Source organism: Microbacterium esteraromaticum (assembly GCF_014084045.1).
In the GTDB taxonomy this organism is placed as follows: domain Bacteria; phylum Actinomycetota; class Actinomycetes; order Actinomycetales; family Microbacteriaceae; genus Microbacterium; species Microbacterium esteraromaticum_D.
In genome coordinates this window covers 617,338-638,756 of record NZ_CP043732.1, presented here as the reverse complement: position 1 = coordinate 638,756, position 21,419 = coordinate 617,338, and the positions used below count along the sequence as shown (strand labels likewise).

Here is a 21,419-nt window from a genome sequence, read left to right as displayed (position 1 = left end):
GGAAGCATGCCCCGTCAGTCTGCCGCCGTCTACCGTCGCCGCCGGCTCGCGGTGCTGCTGATCGCCGTTCTCGTGCTGGCCGCTGTCGGAGGCGGCGTATGGCTGGCGATCGCCCAGCCGTGGTCGGCTTCGGCGCCGGCCGCCGACGACCGGGGCGTCGCTGACCCCACCCCGGATGCCGATGAGCCGACCGCCACGGCCGATGAGAGCACGACCCCCAGTCCCGACCCTTCCGAGACACCGGGCATCGTCGCATGCACCGACGCGGACGTCAGCGTCGCCGCTGTGACCGATGCAGACGCCTACCCGGCGGGCGTGCTGCCTCAGCTGTCGATCTCGCTCACCAACACGAGCGGTCAGGACTGCACGATGAACGTCGGCTCCAGCACGCAGACGTTCACGGTCACCAGCGGAGCCGACGTGTGGTGGCGCTCGACCGATTGCCAGTCGGAGTCGAGTGACCTGATCGTCACCCTCGAGGCGGGCAAGTCGGTGACCAGCGCGGCCCCGGTCGTATGGGACCGCACACGCTCGTCGGCGGAGACCTGCGACGAGAAGAACCGACCCCGCGCTCCAGGGGGAGACGCCTCGTATCACATCGCTGTCTCAATCGGCGGCTTTGCGAGCGAGAAGGCCAAGCAGATCATCCTTCGCTGAGCGAAAAGATCTGTCGCAATCGGGAACGCCAAATGGCCGTCAGGGGCTGACACGACCGATATTTTGGGATACCATGGGTGACAGGTTCTCAGATCTGATGCGGTAAAGCCATCCCCAGTGGTGTCGATACCAGCGTCCCCAGCGCTTCGACAAATCACCGTGTCCGAGAACCGGAGGGCCCTCTCGAGTTCCCCAGTCCCCAATGGAGGATTCGAGAGGGCCCCACTCATAGGCTGGTGTCATGGCGAAGAAGAAGTCTGGCAGCAAGAAGCCCGCACCCGAGGACTTCCGCTCCGAGGCCCTCGCTCAGGCGCTCGAGAAGCAGGACATGGCAGCCGTCGCCCTCGCGCTGCGCAACGGCAACACGGTCGTGCCGCTGATCAAGCCAGGCGCTCGCGACAATCCCCTCGACAGCGGCGAGGTGTGGACGTATCGCGACGCGAGCACCGGCGACGTCGCGCTGCTGCTGTTCAGCGACGCGAAGAACAAGCCGGCGAACCTGCCCCCCGGCGTCGGCATCTACTCGCCGACCTGGCTGAAGTCGTTCCTGGCCACGCATCGCGACACCATCACGACCGTGTTCCTCGACATCGCAGGCCCGCACCCCATGCAGGCCCCTCCCGCCGAGCTGCTCAAGGCGCTCGAGGCGTGACCTACCGGGCCGTCTTCGACGCCGAGGTCACCTTCTCGAACGAGGGAGGGCTGCAGGCGCAGGGCTTCCGGGTCGACGTGCCAGGGCCGGACGTGACGGATGCCGAGATCGCGCGTCTCTGACCCCGGTTCCTGAGCGAGCGAAGCGAGACGAAGGACGCTCGACCTGCTGATGGCCGACAGCGTCACAGTGCGCAACGTGCGCATCATCGAGGAGGAGCACAAGGGAACCCGCGGCGGCCCGAGCGACCCCAGGCGGGCGTCCGGGCTCTGAGCCACCCGATCAGAACGGCGGGATCGCGGCCTCGGGGCGCCGTTCCGTCGTGCGCGAGCGGATGTCGCTCAATGCGGAGCGCAGGGTCTTCGACCGGTCGTCGACCACCTGCTGATAGCCCAGGCGCGCCGCCTCCCCGCGCCGCTGTGCGGCCTGAGTCACCGGACGGATCTCGCCCGCCAGCGACAGCTCGCCCACCGCGGCGATCGTGCGCGGCACCGACCACTGCCGGATCGACCCCGCCACGGCCACCGCGATCGCGAGGTCGGCGGCGGGCTCGGTGAAGCGCACCCCGCCCACCGTCGACACGTAGACGTCGAGTTTCGACGTCGCGATGCCGGCCCGCCGCTCGAGGATCGCCAGCACCATCGCGACGCGCGATGAATCGAGACCGTGCACCACGCGGCGCGGATTCGGCGCGTTCGACTCGATGGTCAGGGCCTGCACCTCGACCGGCAGAGCGCGCCGCCCCTCGAGTGCGATCGCAACACAGGTTCCGGGCTCCGCCGCTCCCTGCGACAGGAACAGCCCGCTCGGGTCGGGCACCTCGGCGATGCCCGCGCCGGTCATCTCGAAGCATCCGACCTCGTCCGTCGGGCCGAAGCGGTTCTTCAGCGCCCGGACGAACCGCAGCGCCGTCTGCCGGTCGCCCTCGAAATGGCACACCACATCGACCAGGTGCTCGAGCACCCGCGGGCCGGCGACCTGACCGTCCTTGGTGACATGGCCGACGATGATCACCGGCAGCCCGCGGTCCTTCGCGACGCGGATGAGGGTCGCCGCGACCTCGCGCACCTGGCTCGGCTGACCCGCCGCACCGTCGATGAGCCCTGAGGCGACAGTCTGCACCGAGTCGACGATCACCAGATCGGGCTCGACCTCGTCGATGTGGCCGAGGATCGTCGCAAGATCGGTCTCGCTCGCCAGATAGAGCTCATCGTGCAGCGCGTTCGTGCGCTCGGCTCGCAGCCGCACCTGCGCGGGCGACTCCTCGGCGCTCGCGTACAGCACCCTCCGGCCGGTGCGCGCAGTGGACGCGGCGACCTCCAGCAGCAGAGTGGACTTGCCCACCCCCGGCTCGCCGCTCAGCAGGATCGCCGCACCAGGAACGATGCCGCCGCCCAGCACGCGGTCGAACTCGCCGACACCGCTGCTGCGCCGCGGCGCGTCGGCTGTCGTGATCTGCGTGATCGGGCGCGCGGCACGACCGGCGAGGGGAGCCACCGCCTCGGTCTGCTTCACCAGGCCCGTCTTCGCGCCCTGCTCCTGCACGGTGCCCCACTGCTGGCACTCGCCGCACCGACCGACCCATTTCGCCGTCGTCCAGCCGCACTCCGAGCAGACGAAAGCGGGAGGGGCGGGTCTGCGGGATGCCATGGACCAAGGCTAGCTGCGGGGGCGGACGTTGCTCTGCTTGACGGCTTGTGGGTGGCGGGCTTCGGGGCGTTCCTTTCGCTCGCAGAGCGGGTGCCCCTCCCGCTTCGCGGGTCCCTCCTCGATGCTCGCTCCGGGAACGCCCCGAAGCCCTCGGCCTCATGTGCGGCTGCTGGCATCGGTGAGGGAGAGGAGGGCGAGCGGAGGGGTGTCAGTGGGAGAACGCGGAGTGCGCGTTGGCTAGGCGGTGGCGGCCACGGCTCGGGTGAAGGGGGTGCTCGGGGAGGCGAGGACGTCGGGGAGCGGGCCCTCTTGGGCGATGCGGCCGTGCTCGAGGATCAGGAGGCGGGTGGCGAGGTACTGGGCGTCGGCGAGGGTGTGGGAGACGATGACCGTGGTCGTGCCGTGCAGATGCTCGCGGACGACCTCGCGGAGCTGGCCGGCGGCCTGCACATCGAGGGAGCTGAACGGCTCGTCGAGGAGCAGCAGCCGAGGACGGGCCGCGAGGGCGCGGGCCAGGGCCACCCGCTGCCGCTGACCGCCGGAGAGCTGATCAGGGCGACGGTCGCCGAGCCCGGAGAGCCCGATGCGGGGCATCCACTCCTCGGCGATCGCCGCCGACTCGTCGCGTGACGAACCAGCAGAGCGAGCGGCGAAGGCGATGTTCCCCACGGCTGTCATGTGCGGGAACAGCAGCGGATCCTGGCCGAGCAGGCCGATCGCGCGCCGCGACGGAGGCGTGTGCCGGCGGGTGTCGGCCAGCACCTCTCCATCGATCGACACATGACCCGCGTCGAGGCGGGTGAGGCCCGACAGGGCATCGAGCAGCGTCGTCTTGCCCGCGCCGCTCGGACCCATCACGGCGACCACCTCGCCCGGCTGCAGTGACAGCAGCACGTCGAGAGAGGCATGCGCGACGACGACATGCGCGTCCACAGCGCCCGTCACTTCAGCGCCCGTCGCTTCAGCGCCCGTCGCTTCAGCGCCCGTCACTTCAGGGCCCCCGGCCGCCAGGCCCGCACCAGCAGCAGCACGACCACCGCGGTGGCGAGCAGCAGGATCGACAGCGCCACCGCCGTCTCGCGCCCTGTGCCTGCGCCATTGAACGCCGTGTAGATCGCGAGCGGCATGGTCTGCGTCACGCCAGGGGCGTTGCCGGCGAACAGCGCCGTCGCGCCGAACTCGCCGATCGCCCGCGCGAAGCACAGGATCACCCCCACGACGATCCCCGGCGCCGCCAGTGGCAGGGTCACGTGCCACAGCACGCGCCAGGGTCGCGCGCCGAGTGTCGCCGCGGTGCGCTCGTAGCGGCCGCCCACGCTGCGGATCGTGCCCTCGACGGCCAGCACCAGGAACGGGAGCGCGACGAAGGCCTGAGCCAGCACCACGGCCGCAGGCGTGAACGGGAGGGTGACGGCGAAGGCATCCGACAGCAGCCGGCCCACCGGGCTGGTGCGCCCGAACAGGAAGAGCAGAGCCACGCCGCCGACCATCGGCGGGAGCACGAGCGGCACCGCCACCAGGGCGCGAAGCAGCGCCGACACCCGCGGTCCCGACCTCGCCATCAGCAGGGCCAGCGGCAGTCCGAGAACGAGGCACAGCGCCGTGGCACCCAGCCCGCTCAGCACAGAGAGGCGCAGTGCGTCGACGGCCGCCGGCGAGGTGACGTCCTGCCAGAGAGTCGCCCACGAGGCGCGGCCGATGAGCGCCGCGAGCGGCAGGATCAGCAGAGCCACCCCGAGCACGGCGGGAGCCACCAGGGTGAACGGGGTGCCGGTGCCCGTGTCGCGGCGGCTCACGGCGCCCCGAAGCCCAGGCCATCGAGAACCCGCCGCGCCTCGGGGCCGCGCACGAACTCGGCGAACGCGACCCCTGCCTCGCTCGCCCCGTCGAGGGCGGTGACCGGGTACCGGTTCACGGCGTCTTCCCACCCCTCGGGGCGGAAGCTGCACACGTCGGCCGCTTCGCACGGCCCGTCCGACGGCGGTGCATCCGTGGCGTACACGAGTCCGGCATCCGCCTCGCCTGCGGCGACCTTCTGCAGCACGGCGGTGACGTTCTGCTCGAGGCTCGCGGGCGTCACCGTCACCCCGGCCGCATCGAGCAGCGTCGTCGACGCCTTGCCGCACGGCACCTCCGGTGCACACAGCACGATGACGGCGTCGGCCAGGTCGTCGGGCGAGGTCACCTCTGCCGGGTTGTCGGCGGGGGTGATGACGACCAGGGTGTTGGTCGCGAAGATCTTCGGCTCGGAAGCAAGGCCGGAGTCGGTGAGAAGCCGCATGCTCTGCTCATCGGCGGTCGCCAGCACGTCGGCGCGGGCGCCCTCCTGCAGCTGGGTGACCAGGGTGCTCGAGCCGTCGTAGACGATCGGCTTCACCTCGACTCCGGGATGCTGCTGCTCGAACAGCTCGGCGATGTCGTCGAAGGCGGTGCGCAGCGAGGCTGCGGCGAAGACCGTGACCTCGCCGGAGAGGCCCGTGCCCGACGTCTCCGCGCCGGCGCTGGCGTCCCAAGGGCGGCCGTGGTCGGCGGATCCTGCGGGGCCTGCGGTGCATCCGGCGAGCAGCAGTGCGCCGAGCATCACCGCGCCGAGCGTGACGGCACCGCGCTTGGCCGCGCCGCGCTTGGCCGCGCCGAGCTTGGCCGCGCCGAGCTTGGCCGCGCCGAGCCGGGCGAGGCCGCCGGCCCTCACGGGTGCATCCCCTGCGGCGCCTCGACGATCACGTTGGTGGCCTTGATCACCGCGGTCGCCAGCGATCCGGGTTCGAGGGAGAGCTGATGCACAGCCTCGGCCGACAGCAGCGACACGACGCGGTGGGGGCCGGCCTGGATGTCGACCTGCGCCATGACGCCGTCCACCTGCACGCGCGTGACCAGGCCGGTGAACCGGTTGCGGGCGCTGGAGAGCGGGTCGCCGTCGCGCCCGGGCGACTCGGCTGCGCGCTGCGCGTGCGCGGCGAGTGCCGTGCCGGGGACGCGGGCGGGCGAGTCGCCCGTGACGGGCAGGGCGCCCTGGTCGATCCAGCGTCGCACGGTGTCGTCGCTGACGCCGAGCAGTCTCGCGGCGTCGGCGATGCGGTAGGAGGTCATAGCCATGAGACTAAGCCGGGTTGATTCCGCATTTCCAGAGGATTCCATTTCTTTTCTCCGCAGATGCGGAAGGCCCCGGCAGGGTTTCACGATGCGGATTACCAGGCCCCGCGGCTGGCGCGTGCGGCCGCCGAACCGTAGCCTCGGAACCATGCCCCTGCCGCCTCTCGTCGAGCCCGTCGCCGCCCTGAGCGACGCCGAGAGCGCACGCACCGCCCGCCATCAGGTCCTCGCAGGCCTCGGCGAGGTCGGCCAGCGGCGTATGCGCGCGGCGCACGTCGCGGTCGTCGGAGCGGGGGGACTGGGCGCACCGGTGGTCCTCGCGCTCGCGGCGGCAGGCGTGGGCGAGATCACGATCATCGACGACGACGACGTCGAGCTGTCCAACCTGCAGCGGCAGATCATGCACCGCCACGGCGACGTCGGCCGGCCGAAGGTCGACAGCGCGGTCCGCGTCGCCGCCGACCTGTCGCCCGAGACGGTCGTGCACGCGCGGCGCGCCCGCCTGGTGCCGGGGAACGCCGCCGAACTGCTCGCCGCAGCCGACCTCGTGATCGACGGAACCGACACCTTCGAGACCCGGCTCGTGGTCGCGACCGCGGCCGAGCAGCTCGGCATCCCGCTCGTGTGGGGTGTGATCCAGGAGTTCGCGGCGCAGATCACCGTCTTTTGGTCGGCTCCGCCCGAGGGCGCGGATGCCGTGGTGCTGAGCGACCTGTATCCCGAGGGCAGCGTGGGCGAGCTGCCGACGTGCGCCGCCGTCGGGGTCTTCGGCGCGCTCTGCCTGCAGGCGGGTTCGATCCTCGCCATGGAGGCGATCAAGCTCATCACCGGCATCGGCGACCCGCTGCTGGGCCGGGTGCTCGTGATCGACGCTCTGCGAGCCAGGGTGAACGAGGTGCCGCTGCGCCCGTCGCGGGCGAGTGCGCCGGCGGCGCCGGTCGACCGGGCTGCGCACATCACGGTGGCGGAGCTCGACGCCGAGGTCGCCTCGGGTGCACGGCTGCTCGACGTGCGGGAGGATGCCGAGATCGCGACGGGCATGATCGCCGGCGCTCGGCACGTGCCGCTCGCGCAGGTGCTCGCAGACCCGGCCTCGCTGGGCGCAGATCGCGTTGTCGTCATCTGCCAGGTCGGCGCCCGTGCCCGTCGCGCCGCCGACGCGCTGCGCGCCGCCGGTGCGGACGCGGTCGTGCTGGCGGGCGGGATGGATGCCTGGAACGCGGTGCACTCCGAGCGCCCGCACGCTCGGGAGGAGAACTCTCGCACGGGAGGAGAGCTCTTCGAGCAGGGTCCTCCCGTGGCTGCGAAGTCCTCCCGAACGGGAGCTCGAGAGAACGAGACGACCTTATGAGAACCGTCGAACAGCAGCTCGAGCTCGTCCTCGCACAGGTGCGGCAGCGCACGCCGGTCACCGTGGGGATCGATGACGCGCAGGGGCTGACCCTGGCATCCGATGCCCGCGCGGTGACCGCGGTGCCCTCGTTCGACAACTCCGCCATGGACGGCTTCGCCGTGCGCTGGGCGGATGTCGCAGAGGCCGCGCCCGAGCATCCGGTGACCCTCAGAGTGATCGCCGACATCCCGGCGGGCAGCTCCGCCGACCCGGCCATCCGCCCCGGCGAGGCCGCGCGGATCATGACCGGGTCGCCGACGCCGACGGATGCCGACGCGATCGTCCCCTTCGAAGACACCGCCGGCGGGCTCGACGACTCGCTGGACACCGCCGTCGTGCAGCGGGCCCCGAGAGCTCAGGGGGCGCACATCCGCCGCGCCGCCGCCGATACCGCCGCAGGCGACATCGTGCTCGCCGCAGGAACGCTGCTCGGGCCCCGGCAGCTCTCGGCTCTGGCCTCCGCAGGCATCGCCCATGTCGAGGTGGCACCCCGGCCGCGGGTCGCGATCGTCTCCACCGGCTCGGAGCTCGTCGCGGCCGGCAGCGCACTGCGGCGCGGGCAGATCCCCGAGTCGAACGGCATCCTGCTCGCGGGGCTCGCATCGGAGGCGGGTGCCGAGGTGGTGCTGCGCCGCGTCGTCGACGACGAGGGCGACGGTCCGGCCGCCGCGGTGGCCGAGGCCAGAGAGCTCGACGTCGACGTCATCGTCTTCTCGGGCGGCGTCAGCGCGGGTGCATACGAGGTCGTCAAGCAGAGCCTCGGCGAGAGCATGGAGTTCGCGAAGATCGCGATGCAGCCCGGCAAACCGCAGGGCTTCGGCTCTGCCGACGGGATGCTGATGTTCGGCCTCCCGGGGAACCCGGTGAGCGCGGCGGTGTCGTTCGAGGTGTTCGTGCGGCCTGCGCTGCTGCGCATGCAGGGGCGCGCCGGCATCCACCGTCCGCAGCGGCTGCTGCCCGCCGCGGTCGACTGGAGCACCCCGCCCGGGCGCCGTCAGTACCTGCCCGCTGTGATCGACCGCACCGACCCCGCGCGACCCGTCGTGCGCCCGGCGACGGCCGGCGGGTCGGGTTCGCACCTCAGCGTGGGGCTCGGCGCGGCCGAGGCCTATGCCATCGTCCCCGCCGAGACGGAGCGCGTCTTCGCCGGCGACCTCATCGAAGTCATGGAGCTGTGATGACCTTCACCCATCTGGATTCCGCCGGCCACGCCCGCATGGTCGACGTGACCGAGAAGACCCCGACCGTTCGCGCGGCGACCGCGAAGGGCTTCGTGCGCTGCGCGGCGTCGACCGTCGAGCTTCTGCGCGGCGGCTCGGTGCCCAAGGGAGACGTGCTCGCCGTGTCGCGCATCGCCGGCATCCAGGCGGCCAAGCGCACTCCCGAGCTGCTGCCCCTCGCACACGTGATCGGCGTGCACGGCGCAGTCGTCGACCTCGCTGTCGAAGACGAGGGAGTGGCGATCGAGGCGACCGTGCGCACCGCCGATCGCACCGGCGTCGAGATGGAGGCCCTTACCGCAGTCTCGGTGGCAGCCCTCTCGGTCATCGACATGATCAAGGGCGTCGACAAGTCGGCGTCGATCGAGAACCTCCGCATCACGGCCAAGGAGGGTGGCCGCAGCGGATCGTGGCGGCGCCCGGGCGAGGACGGCTGACGATGGCGACCGTGCGGTTCTTCGCCGCGGCTCAGGAAGCGACAGGGCGCGACTCCGTGACGACGGATGCCGAGACCCTCGGCATCCTGAAGCAGCAACTGCTCGCCGAGCACCCCGCGCTCACCGGCATCCTGCCCCGCTGCGCGGTGCTGGTCGACGGCACCCGCGTCGACGACGCTTTCGCGCTCGCCGGCGCGACCACGATCGACGTCCTGCCGCCGTTCGCCGGCGGCTGACCCGCGCTCGAGCGGACTAGCCGCCGATGCCCTTCCACGCGGTGGTGCCATCGGCCTCGACCTGACGCTTCCACACGGGCAGCTCGCGCTTGATGGCCTCGATCACCTCGCGGCACACGACGAACGCCTCATCGCGGTGCGACGACGCGACGGCGATGGCGACGGCGGCCTCGCCGACGTCGAGACGACCGACGCGGTGGCTGACCGCTACCAGGGCATCCGTTCCCTCGGACGCCGCCTCCGCGATGCGGTGCAAGGTAGGTTCGGCGTCGGGGTGCGAGGTGTACTCCAGCGCGACGACGGCGTCGGCGGCATCCGGATCGTGGTCGCGGACGCGACCGACGAAGGTCGTGACGGCGCCGGCGGTGGTGCTGTCGACGGCGGCGATGTGCTCGTCGAGCGACAGCGGCTGGTCGGTGATGCGCGCGAGGCGGACGGTCATCGGTGGTCCTCTCCGTTGAGCTGGCCGAGCACGTGCCCTGCGACCGAGAGCACGATCGGCATCCCCTCGGCGACGGCCTTCGGGGAGCCCGGCAGGTTGACGATCAGGGCGTCGCCCACGGTGCCGGCGAGCCCGCGGGTCAGCATCGACATGGGCGTCGCAGCGAGACCCGCGCGCCGCAGCTCCTCGGCGATGCCTGGCAGCTCCCGCTCGATCACGCGGGCAGCGCCCTCTGGCGTCTGGTCGCGCGGGCTGATGCCGGTGCCGCCGCTGGTGACGATCAGCCGGATGCCCGTGCCGAGCAGCTCACGTAGAGCCTGCTCCACGGCATCCGCGCCGTCGGGCACGATCCGCGCGTCGTCGCAGGTGAAACCCGCATCGCGAAGGGCTGTGACCGCGACGGGACCGGCGGTGTCGTCGCGTACGCCCGCGGCCGACCTGTCTGAGACGGTGACGACGGCGGCGGCGATCATGCTCCCCACACTAATCCGCGACGGGGTTATTCACGGCCGGTCTCCGCGCAGTGGAATCGCGAGCCTGGGATCATGGATGCATGACGATCACCGGGGTCGCCTACGGACCGATCTCCAGCTATTCGCGCGTGCGCATCCTGCATCTCGTGCAGGAGAGGCCCGAGCGCACGATCGGCGAACTCTGCGACGCCACCGGACTGCACGCGAACACGGTGCGCGAGCATCTGCACCGGCTGATCGAGGGCGGCTACGTCATCCAGACGACCGAGCACCGCACTGTCCGCGGGCGTCCGCGCACCCTGTACAGCGCGGCGACCGGAGCGCCGGAGGCCTCGAGCCCGATCGCCCGTGAGAAGGTCGCGGGCGCCGCGCGCCGCGGTGACGTGATGCGCAGCATCCTGTCGGAACCCGCCTCCGATCTGGGGCGGGAGGCGACCCACCAGCTCGACGCGCTCGTCGAGCATCTCGAGGAGAGCGGCTTCGAGCCGATCGTCGACGAGCGCCGGATGACGGTCGATCTCACCCCGTGTCCGCACGCAGCCAGCGCACCGGAGCACCGGCCCCTGCTCTGCCAGGTGCACCTCGGCCTGATGCAGGGCGTGCTCGCGCAGGCCGGCGGGCCGATCGCCGCGGAGTGCGTGCAGGCTGCGCGGCGCCCCGAGGAGTGCACTGTGCAGCTGACAGTGGCCGGGCAGCTGCGGATCGTCGCCTGAGCCCCGCCGCGCATTCCCACGGCAGGCGTTCGCGGCGACCGCGCACGCCTCAGCTGTACAGCGACTCGGTGGGCTCCATCACGATGCCGTGCGCCTCGAACGCCTGGCGGCGCTCTTCGATGCGGCGGTGCATCTCGGCCTGCGCGTCGGCCACGAGGGCGGCGGGCAGGGCGACGGATGCCGGATGCGGGTCGGCGCGCCCCGCCGCGAGGTAGGCGTCGAGCTCGGGCCCTGACGTCCACGAGCAGATCAGCGAGTAGCGCGGCTCGGGTCCGCGATGCCACACCGCGTGCCAGAAGCGCTGCGTGTCGACGATGATGCGGGAGCCCGCGTGCAGCGGCAGCCTGATCTCGGTCGACGGGTCGAAGCGGTCTGAGCGCAGGATGAGCAGCGAGTCGGGATCGTCGGTGAGGTTCAGCCACGCCCGCACCACCCAGCCGGTGCCCTCGGCGTTGAGCCGGTTGTTGTCGTCCTGGTGCAGGTTGTAGATCGCGTCGGCGTAGGTGTTCGGCTGCAGTTCGATGACCCGGCAGCGGCCCACGTTGGCGCCGGGCTCGAGGGCACGGGCCTGCAGCGTCGGCGCCTTCGCGACCTGGGAGGGGATCCACACGCCGTCCTTGTCGGTACGGGGCGGGGTGTGGTTCCAGAACCCGTTGCACTCGACGTCGCCGGCGTGGCTCGTCAGCGGGGCGAAGCGGGTGATGCCAGAGGAGCGCCAGCCGACGTACTCGAGGTCGCGCCACTCGGCGGGGTCGCCCGCCTGGTCGTGGCGGTCGAGCACCACGTAGCCCGTCTCGCTCAGTGCGGGGGAGGTGAGGAATCCCATCGCGCGTCTCCGTTCCGGCATCCGTACTCACGTCGATTCTAATCCGCGCCGTCATCGGCCGACTCGCGAGCGGCCGGGGAAAACCCTCTCCGCCTACTCTGGAGAGATGACCAGACCCCACGGTGCGCTGCTCGTCGGCAGCGTGAACTACGACGACGCCGAGAAGACCCTGCGCACTGCGGCGGAGGTGCTCGGCCCGCGGCTGAAGCGCATCCCCGACGGCGAAGTGGGGTGCCGCTTCCACTGGATCATGTTCCAGCCCGACGTGCTCGGTCAGGCCGAGGGGATCGAGCGCATCGGCGCCGAGCCGGTGTGGCTGCGCGACCTCGACGCGCGCCCGCTGCGCATCGCCGACGGCGTCGACCCGGCGGCGCTCCGGCTGCCGCCGCTCGGCTACGCCGCCGCGGCCATCGAGTCGTATGAGATCTTCCGCAGACTGCGCGCTGAGGGTGCGATCGCCGACGGCGTGCGGTTCCAGGTGTCGCTTCCCACGGTCGTCGCCGTCGTCGGGTCGTTCTTCTTCGGCGAGGATCGGGATGCCGTGGAGCCGGCCTACACAGCGGCGCTGCTGCGCGAGCTCGAGCAGATCGCCGCCGCGATTCCTGCCGAGGACCTCGCTGTGCAGTGGGACGTCGCGAGCGAGATCGGGATCATCGAGCGCGCCTCCGGCTACGGCAGGACGATGGAGGCCTGGTGGGACGGGGATCCGTTCGAGGGTCTGGTCGCCAGGCTCGCCGCCCTGGTGGATGCCGTGCCCGCCGGCGTCGAGGTCGGCGTGCACCTCTGCTACGGCGATGCGGGGGAGCGGCACTTCACCGAGCCGACCGACGCGGGGACGCTGGTTCGCTTCGCCAACGCTGTGATCGCCGCGGCGCGGCGCGGCCTCACCTGGCTGCACCTGCCCGTGCCGATCGAACGGGATGACGAAGCGTACTACGCGCCGCTGGCGGACCTCGCGCCCGTGGCGGAGCTGTATCTGGGGCTGGTGCACAGGGAGGACGGCGTCGAGGGGGCCGAGCGGCGCATCGCGGCAGCCTCGAAGGTCGTGCCCGCTTTCGGCGTGGCGACCGAGTGCGGCATCGGGCGGGCTCCGGCAGGGACCACCGAGGAGATCCTCGCGACCCACGCGGCGGTGTCGACCGGCTGGTGAGCACTCCGGCCGTTGAGCGAGCCACCCCCGGTCGTCGAGCGAGCGAAGCGAGTCGAAGCGTCGCGAGGTCCTTTTCGCAACTCAGTACGGCGTCCTCATCCGCCTCCGCGACGCGCCCGACATGCACGCCCTCGCCCTCGATTCGCGCGGTCGACCTCCGTACCGTAAACTTGTCCGCGGTGACGTGTCCGAGCGGCCGAAGGTGCAACTCTCGAAAAGTTGTGTAGGGTAACCCCCTACCGTGGGTTCAAATCCCACCGTCACCGCCAAATCGAAGGCCCCGACTCTCCTAGAAAACACTGGGGAGTCGGGGCCTTCGGCCTAGCTGGCGCGGAAATCCGACTCCAATCCGACTCCCGTCGAAACGCAGTGCGCACAACGCGCGGGCGGAGATCCGAGAGAATGTCCGCAAGCGCACTTCAAGGACGGCGAGATGACAGAAGAGCAAGGCCCGCACGAGGACACAGCGCATGAACTCCGTCAGTCGACCAATGCGATCGATATGGACATCGCCTCCATCGAGGACCCTAACCTTCGACGTCGGATTGCGGCGGCCTTTGAGCGCCTCCGCAGCAAGGCCGAGTATGGCCTCGTCTTCGAGCGACACAAGCCAGAGTCTGTCGTGCTTCATGGTCAAACAGTCCGGGAAGACCGCTACGCCACGCTGCGCTCGGATCCTGGCCCGCGGAACGCGTACCGGGTCCTGGCGATCGACGGGGATACTGCGACGCTCCAGCCGGTCGATGAGCACTTCCGCTCCGTTGGCCAGCAGACCACGGGGATGCTGGACGAATTGGTGCCTGTTGCCCGCTTCGGCGATCCGATCTTTCCTGGCCTAATCAAGTCAAGCGAGGACGTGCTGGGCGCAGTCGACGGAAACGGCAACCCCACCAAGCCGTTCCACACCGTCGTCAACGGCGAGAACTTCCATGCCCTAGAAACTCTTCTTTACGCGTACGAGGGGCAGGTCGACTGCATCTACATCGACCCGCCTTACAACTCCGGAGCCAGGGATTGGAAGTACAACAACGACTATGTCGACAAGGACGACGTCTATCGGCATTCGCTCTGGCTCTCGTTCATGGAGAAGCGTCTCAAGCTTGCGCAACGGCTGCTGAATCCGAAGGAATCAGTGTTGATGGTTGCCATCGATGACAAGGAGGGTGCTCGCCTCGGTCTACTCCTCGAATCGATATTCCCGACTGCCGGGATTGAGATGGTCACCACCGTGATCAATCCGAGGGGGAAGTATCGGACTGGGACTTTTGCGCGGTCTGACGAGTACGTCTACTTCGTGACACTTGGGTCAGCCACGGTAGCTGGTGAACCCGACCCGGACTACGCCGAGGGAGCCCTTGTACCGTGGCGCACGCTGCGCCGAAGCGACTACTCTTCCAGGCGCGGAAGCAAGAAAGGCGGAACCGGTCAGTTTTATCCGATTTACGTCAACCGCGACGGGCGGATCGAGCAGGTCGGTGAGCCCCTGGCCCACGGAGTCCCGCGGAGCAAGTCTCCAAAAGTTCGCGGTTGCGTTGCAGTATTCCCGATCCGCGATGACCCGGATCAGACGGAGATGAACTGGGGGCTCACAGCCCCGGAACTCCGAGCCCGACTTAGTCGAGGGTATGTCCGGGTTGGAAAGGCTACTCCCGGCAAGCCGCAGACCTACGAGATCTCGTACTTGACCTCCGGAAAGGTGTTGGACGTAGAGACGGGCCGCGCAGCGATCGTGGGAAGCAACCCCGATGGAAGCGTCCTAGCTCGGTATGTCACCCACAAGGTAAAGATGCCCACCTCAACATGGGTCCGCCCATCCCATAACGCGGAGGTTCACGGCACCGAGCTGCTTAAAACCCTGCTTGGAGGCGAGAAGCGGTTCGATTTCCCTAAATCGCTGTACGCGGTTGAGGACTGTCTCAGGTTGTTTGTTGCCGACAAACCCGACGCGCTCGTCATCGACTTCTTCGGTGGTTCCGGAACCACCGCTCACGCACTTATGCGCCTGAACAAGGATGGAGGGAGAAGGCGCTCCATCCTGGTGACAAACAACGAGGTTTCAGCAGGTGAGCAGGAGAGCTTGCGTGCGCGGGACCTCTATCCCGGAGATGCCGAGTGGGAAGCGCTTGGCATTTGCGAGTATGTGGCGAAGCCTCGCCTTCGGGCAGCGGTGACTGGACGGACTCCGGCAGGTGCCCCCATCACGGGTGAGTACAAGGTCAATGGATTTGAGATCCTCCATCCTGGACCGATGTCCGAAGGGTTCGAAGAGAACGTACGTTTCTACAACTTGACGTATCTCGACCCCGAGACCGTCGAGGCGAAGCAATCGTTCGAGCAGGTCGCGCACCTCTTGTGGCTCGTCGGTGGGGCCGAGGGACCGGTCATCGAAACTGAGCCTCGCAGCGGCTGGGCTTTGCCCGACGGGGCGACGTACGGCGTGCTGTTCCGCAACAAGGGGCGGGCTGGCTTCGCGGAAGCGCTTTCGACACGAACCTCTGCGGGAGATCCGCCGAGACACGTCTTCATCATCGCGGACTCCGCGGATGAATTCCACCGGAGCGTCGACGAAGTGGGGGCGGACCCTGCGCACACGACGCGGCTGTACCGGCACTATCTCAAGAACTTCCGCACCAACGTGATCGACTTGAAGGACCAGCTGTGAAAGTCCCACTGAAGAAGTTTCAAAAGAAGGCTGTTCGACGGCTCCTGAAGGCTCTTGACGATGCTTACAACGTGTGGGCGGAGGACGACGATCACACAGCAGTGATGCTCATCGCTCCGACAGGGGCAGGTAAAACCCTGGCAGCGACTGAACTGATCGAAGGGCTCCTAGACGGGAGCAACGAAGCACAGGAGCGCCCGACTCTTCGAGTGTTGTGGCTCACCGACAGCCCTTCTCTGAACCGGCAGTCGGCCGACAAAATGGATCGCTACGGGGACCAACTCTCTTACGGTAAGAACCTCGTAGTCGTTGATGACGCGTACGACGAAGAGGTCCTCGCGGCGGGCACGGTGACGTTCGCTCACATCCAGCAGCTCACGTCGTCCGCCTCGTCGTGGTGGCCGAACGAATCGAAGGGCAAGAAGAACGCGCTGTGGCACGCGATCGCGAGGACGGTAAATGACCACGGTAATGACTTCCTACTTGTGATCGATGAGGCGCACAAGGGGATCGGAAAGGAGAGGTCGAACGGTGATCGCGACACGATCATCAAGACGTGCCTCGAAGGCGGCATAAACCTCTACGACGGCGCACCGCATCCAGCTGCGCCGGTCGCTCTTGTAATGACTGCTACGCCCGACAACTTCAAGAAGGCCCTGGTTGCCTCTGACCGGCTCACGCCCGAGCATCGCGTGACAGTGCAGGAAGTCCAGGATGAGGGCCTTCTGAAGCGTCGGGTCCAGGTCGAGTTCTCCGAGGAGAACCAGAAGGCTCACCACACGCTCCTGGAATCGGGAACCGAAGATCTGCACAGGTCGCAGGTCTGGTGGAAGGAAGCCGAGGACGAAGGTTTCCAGCAAGTCACCCCCGTGCTGGTGGTGCAGGTGGAGAACTCTGTTTCTAAAGCCGAGTTGGGGGAGCGGCTGAAGACCATCTCCGACAAGTGGGTGGAACTGACCGGCTCCGCGCTGCCCGACTATGCCTTCGCGCACGCCTTCGGCGACGACGGCAACATCCGAGTCGGCGACACGACACTGAAGAAGGTCGCAGCCGAGCAGATCGAAGCCGACACCTGGATAAGAGTTGTCTTCTTCAAGGAAGCGCTCACGACCGGCTGGGACTGCCCTCGGGCCGAGGTCATGGTGTCGCTGCGCCCGGCAAAGGACGCGACGACTATTGCGCAGCTCGTGGGCCGCATGATCCGGACCCCCGGGGCGACGCACGCTCCAGACCCTCGGCTGGAGAGCGTGATGCTCTACCTCCCTTACTACAGCCAAACCGAGGTGAAGAAGGTCGTCGACGAGATTGCGAAGGACACCGAGGGAACCCTGGGCATCGATCTCGCGAGCGAACCGACAGAGAAGAACCCCGCTCTGGCGGAGGAAGTTTTCGACAAGATCAATGGGCTTCCCAAGTACAGCAAGCCCAAGCAGGACTACCCGGATGACGTTGAGCGCGCATCCGACCTCGCGGAGAAGCTGGTCGACCGAGGGATCGTCAGCGTAAACGAAGACGAGGCGACACCGGAGGACGTCCTGCGCGGCCTTCTGGTCGCGGAAATGAAGCGCATCGACGGCGCCCATAAAAAGCAGGTTGATCAACGCGTGAAGGACCTCCTAGAGATCGACACCCTTCGCCGGGACTTCCAGTACGCGGGAACGGAGACAGACCATGAGGACGAGGGTGATATCCGAAGCAAAACGGTGCACTTCCGCGACTTGGATGGCTACTTCGAAGATGCGAAGCGCAGACTGCCCGGCGGAACCGGCACTTGGTACTACTCTGCGCTGATCGCTGACGGCAGTCCCGGTAAGAAGGCCAAGATGCGCGTTGCGGCTCTCGCCGAGATCGCCGACGTCAAGAAGCTGCTCAACACGGTCGCCGAAGGTCAGATCGAAGAGATGCAAAAGGACTATGAGGACCGCGTCGAGACTGCCGGACTCTCCGAGCAATTCAAGAGCATCTGGTTCCCACCTACGAAACCGGTCGACGCCAAGCTTCTGCTCGCCAATCCAGGTCGAGTTGCCACGCAGCGCGCCCGCAAGAAGGGTACCGAGGTCGAAATCACCAATTATCCGCTGGCCGAAAAGCACGTGTGGGCGTTCGAGCGCGGGGCGCGTGGGTATACCCGGGTAGCGGCAATAGCTGGGAGGCTGCTGCGCTCGACCTAGAGCTGGAGCCCTCGCGCAAGGTTGTCGGCTGGTACCGCAATCCCGGGTCAGGCAGAGCAGCTCTATCGGTCCCCTACTACAAGGGCAGCGGTGCTAGGCGACAGCTGATGCTCATGCACCCAGACTTCATCTTCGTTCGGGAGATCGACGGAGCTCTGGTGGTCGACATCATCGACCCACACCTCGACCACGGAGACTCGCGCGACAAGTGGCGGGGACTCGCGGAGTACGCGGCAGATCACTCAGACGTCATCCGGCGCGCGGTTGCCGTGGTGCGGATCGGTGAGACGGACTGGGGGCTGGACCTATCGAAGCCGTCCATTCGCGAGGCGCTCAATGATCCCGACGTCTCTCTCGACGAGCTGTTCCAGAGTAAGGGCAGCCGGCGGATCGCAGGGTGAACGTGGGCCCCGACTACGCGTTTCGGTGAGTATGACGGCGAGGGGCCGCAGGAACGTTCCCGCGACCCCACTGTCGTAGATCACAGCGAGAAGTCGTCGCCGTCCTGGTCAGGAGTGTCAAACCAGGATCCACCGTTTGCGAGCTGCGCGAGTTCATATCTACGCGCAACGTCCCGTCGGACGGCGGGCTGGCCGAGCGCACGGCCGTGGTGACGACGGGCCGCTTTCCGATGCAGATCCTCAGTGTCCTCGTCCGCAGCGAGCCTCTGAGCGACGCGGCGCTGAACGGAGCGGGGCAGCGTAGGCAACGATGCCGCCGCGCGCAGGGTTCCGTCGGACTCGTGGCCGTCCGCAGGTGCGATGAGTGCTTCGGCGATCAGGTCGATGATCTCGTTGCGGAACGTGTGGAATGCCGCGACGTTGGATGCGATGCGCGAACGCAGACTCTCCGGGCTGTACTGCGCGCCAAGCTCGCTGACACCGAAGGGGGCACCAATCTGGATCCCGTCGGGGTCGAGCACCGCGAAGCCATCGCCGACAACGTCGAAGCCCACGGCGTCGCCGAACGCTTTGAGCGCCGGCGTGACGTCGCTGTACAGAAGAATGAGTGCTCGGAACAGGTCCAGGGCATCGCGGAGGTAGTCGGCACCCGCGTCGCGCTGCTCGCGGCTGTCTAGGCCACGCAGGCGAGTCGTCGCGAGCCAGTCGCGGGTGGAGCCAAGGTCTGCCGCCTCCCGGCGCTGACGCTTGGCGACCGCGGCCAGCGTTGAAGCGGCGCCGAGGCGATCAAGGCGGTGGACGGTGAGCGACAGATCGGGTCCCGGCCCAACCGGCCGGAAACCAATCGCATCGGCGTCGAGGTGGCGAATCGCGAGTCCCGCGCCACGGAGGACGCGCGAATCCAGTGCCGAGGTGGGCAGCGAGCCGAGCAGCGCGATTACGGTGCGCTCGTAGACTCCTGCACCCACACGGGCCGCCTTGGCGGCATCTGAGTTGGGAAAGCGTTCGGTGATGGACATTGGTGTTCCTCTTTCTATGATCGGCGGACCGGGTGGTCAGCCGAGTTCGAGGCCCCGCTGCAAGTGCCGCTCACGCGCGGGAGACTGTGGCAGGACAGGACCGCTACGCCGCCTACGGCGCGGCCGCTCGTCGGCAACCACGTCAATGAGCTGTGGGACGGGCAGTGCCTTGGCATGCTCGGGTGCGATACGTCGGAGAGCAGCAATCTCGCGGGCCTGCCGCTCGACGGCCTTGCCATTGAAGTGGTCGGGCAGCACGTCCTCGGGGAATGTCTCGCCTTGGTGGCGGTATATGAGAAGGGACTGTCGACCGCGCTGCTCGCGATGCTGCGCACGCAGAACGGTGACACCAACACGGGCGAGCGTGAGAGCCCACCCATCGAGGGATAAGAAGAGCCCTGCAGTCAAGGTGCGGTCGAGGATGCGGACCAGATCGTTGCGTTGAGATGAGTGACCGGACTGGATCACGTTTCCGATGGCCCGGGCGGTAGACGGGACGGGTGACTGCGACGGGCGATCCGAGGCCGCCGCACGGCGCGCCTCCAGTGCCGTCGTGATGGCCGAATGGCTGAAGCTCTGCGAGAGCGACGAAGCCTTGCGGCGGCGGACACGATGCTTGCCCTGCCCAGTCTCGTCCAGTGCGCGGAAGGTCAAGCCCGTGACGGTCTGGCTGGCCCGGGGGCCGCGCCGCTGGGCCTCCTCGCGGATGTCGAGCGTGATTCCGTTGGCTTCGAGCGCCGTCCTGAATGCTGCCCACGAGGTGATCGACTTGTCAGCCAGCACCTCAGCAATGGCGTCGCCGAGTTGGCGGTCGAAGGCGGAAACGTTGTCGCGCCGCTCCGCCCACGCGGGCACAGCAGTCTTCGCACGCGGCTTCTCGATCGTGCTGAGGCCGTTCTCGCGCGCGACGTCGTCCGCGATGTGCTTGAGCTTCCAATGCGTGCGGTTCTCGCGGATTGCATGGCCGTCGATGTCATTGAGGGCTAACACATGTGCATGTGGCGCACCGCCGTCGCTGTGGACAACGACGGCGATGAGTGCGCCGGGGAAGGCACGTCGGGCGATCTCTGTGGCGGCCGCGCCGACGAGGCGCTGGTCGTCGGCGGTGCTCTTGTCAATTTCCGAGGGGCTGAAACTGACCACGAGAGATTGGGCCTTTACTCGCCGACCATTGGTCAAGCGTTTGCCGAGCGCGACGAACTCGGCCATGTCGGCTGCGTCGATGAAGCTGCCCGGCTGCAAGCGGTCAGTACCCGCTGTCTCGTGACTCTTGCGGCGTTCGCCGACACCGAGCGTCAGGTAAGTGGCTCGGACGTCGAGGTCGTAGACAGGGGCGACTTGGATGGTCACCATGAACGCCCGCCAAGCTTGCCGACGAGTTCGCGGCAGATCGCCGACAGGTCGCGGACCGCGTCGCCGAGCGCGGCTTCGCGGATGACGCCACGGTGTACCTCGCGGACGAGCTGATTAGCCAATCCTCCGGTCCGGGCGATGGCCGTGCGTGTTTCAGCGAGGGCGCGGTGATCGATGTTGGTTAGAGCTGGCTTCGCAGGTTCTGCGGTAGGTGTCGGAGTGACCGCGGCTGCGTCGAGGGCAACGGAGCGAATCCAGGTAGCGATCGGCAGACCGACGCGCTCCGCGGCCTTCTTGACATCGGCGACCTCGGCGGGCGTCATTCGTGTCTTGACTGTGGAGGACTTCACGGGCGGGCGATGCTGCATGTCTGCGCGCGGCATTGGTCATGTTCCCTTCGGATCGTTGAGCATGTCGCGGTCGAAGTAAGAAGAACGCAAGCAGGCCGCGCGGACCACGGCGCTACCGCACCGGGTCCAACACGACTTCTTGCGTTGGGGCACCGCCCCCTCGACCCCTTGGAGAAGTGCGGAGCGCATCACGGCCGCCCTTCTTGGCCCGCACCATGCGCTTTTCGAGCCGCGCGAGCGCGCTCGGAGCGCCTTGCCCTTTCGGCGTCGAGTTGCCGGCGAGCTTCAGCCTCGATAGCCGCGAGCGCATCTGACCTGATGCGACCACGCAGGATGTCGAGCACCCGCGCATCGAACCGCTCTTGCTCCCGGCGCTGCCGCGCTCGGAGCCGAGCGAGGCGAGCATTGGCTGCTGCTCTGGCTGCGACGATCTCGTCGGCGACGGCCGTCATGCGCAATCACCCAGAGCGACAGAGCGCAGTGCCTCGTCGATGGCGTCATAACTGGTGGTCATGTTTGTG

Annotated in this window: 24 protein-coding genes and 1 tRNA gene; 13 read left to right on the top strand and 12 right to left on the bottom strand. The window is 68.2% G+C overall.

All coding sequences use genetic code 11. The annotated features are described in order from the left end of the window. Positions 1 to 6 precede the first annotated feature (6 nt). The 3 genes from FVO59_RS03165 (at position 7) to FVO59_RS16355 (ending at position 1,431) form a co-directional block, all read left to right on the top strand. On the top strand, positions 7 to 657 hold the full coding sequence (locus FVO59_RS03165) for a hypothetical protein (protein ID WP_182254565.1): 651 nt from the start codon (positions 7 to 9) through the stop codon (positions 655 to 657). Between the two features lie 241 nt (positions 658 to 898). Next, positions 899 to 1,309, top strand: coding sequence for a dehydrogenase (locus tag FVO59_RS03160; protein WP_182254563.1), 411 nt, complete (start codon positions 899 to 901; stop codon positions 1,307 to 1,309). Continuing rightward, positions 1,306 to 1,431: a hypothetical protein gene (locus FVO59_RS16355; RefSeq protein WP_259363404.1), complete on the top strand. Its 126-nt coding sequence runs from the start codon at positions 1,306 to 1,308 to the stop codon at positions 1,429 to 1,431. Before FVO59_RS03160 ends, FVO59_RS16355 begins: the two co-directional genes overlap by 4 nt. Positions 1,432 to 1,591: 160 nt before the next feature. Here FVO59_RS16355 and radA read toward each other — a convergent pair whose 3' ends face one another. From radA to FVO59_RS03130, 5 genes are all read right to left on the bottom strand, one after another. Further along, entirely contained in the window at positions 1,592 to 2,959 is a 1,368-nt protein-coding gene (gene radA, locus FVO59_RS03150; RefSeq protein ID WP_182254561.1) for a DNA repair protein RadA, read from the bottom strand. A gap of 237 nt (positions 2,960 to 3,196) precedes the next feature. Beyond that, complete coding sequence (locus tag FVO59_RS03145) at positions 3,197 to 3,904, bottom strand: ATP-binding cassette domain-containing protein (RefSeq protein ID WP_182254559.1); 708 nt, start codon at positions 3,902 to 3,904, stop codon at positions 3,197 to 3,199. Positions 3,905 to 3,945: 41 nt separating this feature from the next. Next, positions 3,946 to 4,755, bottom strand: coding sequence for an ABC transporter permease (locus FVO59_RS03140; RefSeq protein WP_182254557.1), 810 nt, complete (start codon positions 4,753 to 4,755; stop codon positions 3,946 to 3,948). Continuing rightward, a complete protein-coding gene (gene modA / locus FVO59_RS03135) occupies positions 4,752 to 5,651 on the bottom strand; it encodes a molybdate ABC transporter substrate-binding protein (protein WP_259363402.1) in 900 nt (299 codons plus the stop codon). The genes FVO59_RS03140 and modA overlap by 4 nt, the downstream gene beginning before the upstream one ends. Then, entirely contained in the window at positions 5,648 to 6,049 is a 402-nt protein-coding gene (locus FVO59_RS03130; protein ID WP_182254550.1) for a TOBE domain-containing protein, read from the bottom strand. The genes modA and FVO59_RS03130 overlap by 4 nt, the downstream gene beginning before the upstream one ends. Positions 6,050 to 6,200: 151 nt before the next feature. On the opposite strand from FVO59_RS03130, the gene FVO59_RS03125 reads away from it, so the two are divergent. The 4 genes from FVO59_RS03125 to FVO59_RS03110 are packed head-to-tail and all read left to right on the top strand — an operon-like array spanning position 6,201 to position 9,338. Then, positions 6,201 to 7,403: a ThiF family adenylyltransferase gene (locus FVO59_RS03125; protein WP_182254548.1), complete on the top strand. Its 1,203-nt coding sequence runs from the start codon at positions 6,201 to 6,203 to the stop codon at positions 7,401 to 7,403. Further along, on the top strand, positions 7,400 to 8,623 hold the full coding sequence (locus FVO59_RS03120; RefSeq protein WP_182254545.1) for a molybdopterin molybdotransferase MoeA: 1,224 nt from the start codon (positions 7,400 to 7,402) through the stop codon (positions 8,621 to 8,623). The genes FVO59_RS03125 and FVO59_RS03120 overlap by 4 nt, the downstream gene beginning before the upstream one ends. After that, positions 8,623 to 9,102, top strand: a complete 480-nt coding sequence (moaC, locus tag FVO59_RS03115; protein WP_182254543.1) for a cyclic pyranopterin monophosphate synthase MoaC — start codon at positions 8,623 to 8,625, stop codon at positions 9,100 to 9,102. The genes FVO59_RS03120 and moaC overlap by 1 nt, the downstream gene beginning before the upstream one ends. 2 nt (positions 9,103 to 9,104) lie before the next feature. After that, positions 9,105 to 9,338 (top strand): MoaD/ThiS family protein, encoded by a 234-nt coding sequence (locus tag FVO59_RS03110; RefSeq protein ID WP_182254541.1) that lies wholly within the window; start codon positions 9,105 to 9,107, stop codon positions 9,336 to 9,338. Positions 9,339 to 9,354: 16 nt separating this feature from the next. Here FVO59_RS03110 and FVO59_RS03105 read toward each other — a convergent pair whose 3' ends face one another. Together FVO59_RS03105 and FVO59_RS03100 are read right to left on the bottom strand one after the other, a co-directional pair. Beyond that, positions 9,355 to 9,780 (bottom strand): molybdenum cofactor biosynthesis protein MoaE, encoded by a 426-nt coding sequence (locus FVO59_RS03105; protein ID WP_182254539.1) that lies wholly within the window; start codon positions 9,778 to 9,780, stop codon positions 9,355 to 9,357. Then, on the bottom strand, positions 9,777 to 10,253 hold the full coding sequence (locus FVO59_RS03100) for a MogA/MoaB family molybdenum cofactor biosynthesis protein (protein WP_182254537.1): 477 nt from the start codon (positions 10,251 to 10,253) through the stop codon (positions 9,777 to 9,779). Before FVO59_RS03100 ends, FVO59_RS03105 begins: the two co-directional genes overlap by 4 nt. 80 nt (positions 10,254 to 10,333) lie before the next feature. Between FVO59_RS03100 and FVO59_RS03095 the strand changes: the two genes are divergently transcribed. Beyond that, positions 10,334 to 10,966, top strand: coding sequence for a helix-turn-helix transcriptional regulator (locus tag FVO59_RS03095; RefSeq protein ID WP_182254535.1), 633 nt, complete (start codon positions 10,334 to 10,336; stop codon positions 10,964 to 10,966). A 49-nt stretch (positions 10,967 to 11,015) separates the two neighbouring features. On the opposite strand, the gene FVO59_RS03090 is transcribed toward FVO59_RS03095, so the two are convergent. Continuing rightward, a complete protein-coding gene (locus tag FVO59_RS03090) occupies positions 11,016 to 11,792 on the bottom strand; it encodes a hypothetical protein (RefSeq protein WP_182254533.1) in 777 nt (258 codons plus the stop codon). Between the two features lie 106 nt (positions 11,793 to 11,898). On the opposite strand from FVO59_RS03090, the gene FVO59_RS03085 reads away from it, so the two are divergent. The 5 genes from FVO59_RS03085 to FVO59_RS16790 all read left to right on the top strand — a co-directional run bounded on the left by FVO59_RS03085 (position 11,899) and on the right by FVO59_RS16790 (position 18,176). After that, positions 11,899 to 12,942: a uroporphyrinogen decarboxylase/cobalamine-independent methonine synthase family protein gene (locus tag FVO59_RS03085; protein ID WP_182254531.1), complete on the top strand. Its 1,044-nt coding sequence runs from the start codon at positions 11,899 to 11,901 to the stop codon at positions 12,940 to 12,942. 178 nt (positions 12,943 to 13,120) lie between these two features. Beyond that, positions 13,121 to 13,211, top strand: a tRNA-Ser gene (locus tag FVO59_RS03080). Between the two features lie 164 nt (positions 13,212 to 13,375). Further along, positions 13,376 to 15,604 carry a site-specific DNA-methyltransferase gene (locus tag FVO59_RS03075; RefSeq protein WP_182254529.1) on the top strand — a complete coding sequence of 743 codons (2,229 nt, stop codon included), beginning with the start codon at positions 13,376 to 13,378 and terminating at the stop codon, positions 15,602 to 15,604. Further along, on the top strand, positions 15,601 to 17,775 hold the full coding sequence (locus FVO59_RS03070; protein ID WP_182254527.1) for a DEAD/DEAH box helicase: 2,175 nt from the start codon (positions 15,601 to 15,603) through the stop codon (positions 17,773 to 17,775). The genes FVO59_RS03075 and FVO59_RS03070 overlap by 4 nt, the downstream gene beginning before the upstream one ends. Beyond that, on the top strand, positions 17,700 to 18,176 hold the full coding sequence (locus FVO59_RS16790; RefSeq protein WP_524538372.1) for a hypothetical protein: 477 nt from the start codon (positions 17,700 to 17,702) through the stop codon (positions 18,174 to 18,176). The genes FVO59_RS03070 and FVO59_RS16790 overlap by 76 nt, the downstream gene beginning before the upstream one ends. Before the next feature lie 80 nt (positions 18,177 to 18,256). Here FVO59_RS16790 and FVO59_RS03060 read toward each other — a convergent pair whose 3' ends face one another. From FVO59_RS03060 to FVO59_RS03045, 4 genes are all read right to left on the bottom strand, one after another. Beyond that, the gene (locus tag FVO59_RS03060; RefSeq protein ID WP_182254523.1) at positions 18,257 to 19,195 is read right to left on the bottom strand and encodes a hypothetical protein; all 939 of its coding nucleotides are present in this window, start codon (positions 19,193 to 19,195) and stop codon (positions 18,257 to 18,259) included. Between the two features lie 36 nt (positions 19,196 to 19,231). Then, complete coding sequence (locus FVO59_RS03055; RefSeq protein WP_182254521.1) at positions 19,232 to 20,548, bottom strand: relaxase/mobilization nuclease domain-containing protein; 1,317 nt, start codon at positions 20,546 to 20,548, stop codon at positions 19,232 to 19,234. After that, the gene (locus FVO59_RS03050; RefSeq protein WP_182254519.1) at positions 20,542 to 20,898 is read right to left on the bottom strand and encodes a plasmid mobilization protein; all 357 of its coding nucleotides are present in this window, start codon (positions 20,896 to 20,898) and stop codon (positions 20,542 to 20,544) included. Before FVO59_RS03050 ends, FVO59_RS03055 begins: the two co-directional genes overlap by 7 nt. Before the next feature lie 188 nt (positions 20,899 to 21,086). Then, a complete protein-coding gene (locus FVO59_RS03045) occupies positions 21,087 to 21,350 on the bottom strand; it encodes a hypothetical protein (RefSeq protein ID WP_182254517.1) in 264 nt (87 codons plus the stop codon). Between the last annotated feature and the right edge of the window lie 69 nt (positions 21,351 to 21,419).

What these genes read in the sequence shown, in the direction of transcription:
- FVO59_RS03165 (WP_182254565.1), top strand. Translation starts at nt 7, where the DNA reads ATGCCCCGTCAGTCTGCCGCCGTCTACCGTCGCCGCCGGCTCGCGGTG.
- FVO59_RS03160 (WP_182254563.1), top strand. Translation starts at nt 899, where the DNA reads ATGGCGAAGAAGAAGTCTGGCAGCAAGAAGCCCGCACCCGAGGACTTC.
- radA (WP_182254561.1), bottom strand. Translation starts at nt 2,959, where the DNA reads ATGGCATCCCGCAGACCCGCCCCTCCCGCTTTCGTCTGCTCGGAGTGC.
- FVO59_RS03130 (WP_182254550.1), bottom strand. Translation starts at nt 6,049, where the DNA reads ATGACCTCCTACCGCATCGCCGACGCCGCGAGACTGCTCGGCGTCAGC.
- FVO59_RS03125 (WP_182254548.1), top strand. Translation starts at nt 6,201, where the DNA reads ATGCCCCTGCCGCCTCTCGTCGAGCCCGTCGCCGCCCTGAGCGACGCC.
- FVO59_RS03120 (WP_182254545.1), top strand. Translation starts at nt 7,400, where the DNA reads ATGAGAACCGTCGAACAGCAGCTCGAGCTCGTCCTCGCACAGGTGCGG.
- moaC (WP_182254543.1), top strand. Translation starts at nt 8,623, where the DNA reads ATGACCTTCACCCATCTGGATTCCGCCGGCCACGCCCGCATGGTCGAC.
- FVO59_RS03110 (WP_182254541.1), top strand. Translation starts at nt 9,105, where the DNA reads ATGGCGACCGTGCGGTTCTTCGCCGCGGCTCAGGAAGCGACAGGGCGC.
- FVO59_RS03105 (WP_182254539.1), bottom strand. Translation starts at nt 9,780, where the DNA reads ATGACCGTCCGCCTCGCGCGCATCACCGACCAGCCGCTGTCGCTCGAC.
- FVO59_RS03100 (WP_182254537.1), bottom strand. Translation starts at nt 10,253, where the DNA reads ATGATCGCCGCCGCCGTCGTCACCGTCTCAGACAGGTCGGCCGCGGGC.
- FVO59_RS03095 (WP_182254535.1), top strand. Translation starts at nt 10,334, where the DNA reads ATGACGATCACCGGGGTCGCCTACGGACCGATCTCCAGCTATTCGCGC.
- FVO59_RS03090 (WP_182254533.1), bottom strand. Translation starts at nt 11,792, where the DNA reads ATGGGATTCCTCACCTCCCCCGCACTGAGCGAGACGGGCTACGTGGTG.
- FVO59_RS03085 (WP_182254531.1), top strand. Translation starts at nt 11,899, where the DNA reads ATGACCAGACCCCACGGTGCGCTGCTCGTCGGCAGCGTGAACTACGAC.
- FVO59_RS03075 (WP_182254529.1), top strand. Translation starts at nt 13,376, where the DNA reads ATGACAGAAGAGCAAGGCCCGCACGAGGACACAGCGCATGAACTCCGT.
- FVO59_RS03060 (WP_182254523.1), bottom strand. Translation starts at nt 19,195, where the DNA reads ATGTCCATCACCGAACGCTTTCCCAACTCAGATGCCGCCAAGGCGGCC.
- FVO59_RS03055 (WP_182254521.1), bottom strand. Translation starts at nt 20,548, where the DNA reads ATGGTGACCATCCAAGTCGCCCCTGTCTACGACCTCGACGTCCGAGCC.
- FVO59_RS03045 (WP_182254517.1), bottom strand. Translation starts at nt 21,350, where the DNA reads ATGACGGCCGTCGCCGACGAGATCGTCGCAGCCAGAGCAGCAGCCAAT.